Annotated in this window: 2 protein-coding genes; both read right to left on the bottom strand. The window is 69.8% G+C overall.

Features of this window, described 5'->3' with window-relative positions; translation table 11 throughout:
* A partial coding sequence (locus AB0N61_RS17675) for a hypothetical protein (protein ID WP_363365620.1) occupies nucleotides 1-847 on the bottom strand: 847 nt, incomplete at its 3' end.
* Between the two features lie 4 nt (nucleotides 848-851).
* On the bottom strand, nucleotides 852-1,067 hold a 216-nt coding region (locus AB0N61_RS17680; protein WP_363365621.1), incomplete at its 5' end, for a hypothetical protein.

Genomic DNA, 1,067 nt, shown 5'->3' on the forward strand with positions numbered 1-1,067 from the left:
TTCTTCCGATCTGGGTGGTGCAGGCGGGGGCCCGGGCAGCGACGTCGCGCAGCAGCGCGTCGAGAAACGGCGGCAGGTCGACCGCCCGCAGGCTGCCGTCTTTCGGGTAGCCGAGGTAGAAGCCGGACAGCTCGTAGAGCTTGGAGTCGATGTCGAGCATGCCGTCGGGCAGCAGCGACTGCGGGCCGAACGCCAGGAGCTCGCTCCACCGGGCGCCCGTCCATGCCTTCGTCACGAACATCGCGAAGACGTCGTCACTGTCGCCGGCGAGCAGCGCGGCCCGCTCGGCGATCAGCACCGTCTCCAGCGGGGAGGGCCAGACCTTGACGGCGCGCTGGTAGGCCTCGACGCGCTTGACGCCCTTGCGGCCCTTGCCGCGCTTCCGGGCGGCCGGGTTCGTCGGGATGTAGCGCGGCACCGCGTCGCCAAGAATGTTGATCATCAGGCGGCGGGCGTCCTGCGCGGTCCGCGGCGCGTAGCCGGCGCGGACGATCGAGCGTTCCCACGGGTCGAACTCCTCGGCCCGCAATGTGTGGAGCGGCCGCTCCGCCCAGAACGGCAGCAGGTGCCCGACGAGCAGGGCCCGGTATGTCCGCATCGTGCTCGGCTCCAACGCGAGGCCGGCGTACCACGTGCTCGACCACTCGCCGAACGTGACCTTGTCCGGGTCCTTCCGCAGCCCGAGCCGGATCAGCGTCTCCTGATCATCGCCGTACTGCCGCGCCTCCTCCTCCGAGGCGAACGGTTCGCCGGTCTTCTCGTCGCAGGTGACGCCGCCGCTGTACTTGCCATTCGCGAGCTTCCAGCGCACCCGCCACCGGTCACCACGGCGTTCGGTGTAGGCCAATGCATCACTCCTTTGTCGGTGGGTTGGTAAGCCGCAGGGCCTGCGTGCAGATGGTCGCCATGTCCCGGGCCAGCGTGGCAGTGATCAGGCCACGGGGAGCGGGGATCCAGAAGCCATCTGGGCCGACCTCCCAGCAGAGCTCGTCGAGCCCGATGTCCTCAAGCGGCAGCTGTACCTCCCCCCAGGGCTCCTCGGCCGGCCCGTCCCGAGTCAGGTCTCG

The sequence above is a fragment of the Microbacterium sp. NPDC089320 genome (assembly GCF_040684875.1).
GTDB lineage: Bacteria > Actinomycetota > Actinomycetes > Actinomycetales > Microbacteriaceae > Microbacterium.